The organism is Tetzosporium hominis (assembly GCF_002265435.1).
In the GTDB taxonomy this organism is placed as follows: domain Bacteria; phylum Bacillota; class Bacilli; order Bacillales_A; family Planococcaceae; genus Chryseomicrobium; species Chryseomicrobium hominis.
The window spans coordinates 1-275 of the sequence record NZ_NOKQ01000126.1; the positions used below are offsets into that span (position 1 = coordinate 1).

Consider the following 275-nt stretch of genomic DNA (forward strand, 5'->3'; position numbering starts at 1 on the left):
CCATCTGGTAGCCTCTCTGGGTTGCCATTGTGGCGATGCTTCTTGCTCCGGCAGAGCCGTGGCTGATGCCATGCAGTTCAAGTACCTGGCTGCGTAATACAGCCCGTCTGCCGTCTGGCTTTTCAGGACGGTTTTTCCAGTATTTGTAGCTGCTGCGATGGACCCCGAACACATGGCAGAGAGTGGCCACAGGATAACGCGCCCTGAGTTTCCCGATTATCGAGAACTGTTCAGGGAGTCTGACATCAAGAGCGCGGTAGCCTTTTTTAATATTT

At 53.5% G+C, this 275-nt stretch carries 1 pseudogene; it reads right to left on the reverse strand.

What is annotated here, in order from left to right:
- Positions 1–275: pseudogene (locus CF394_RS00685) on the reverse strand (IS3 family transposase); the annotation flags it as partial.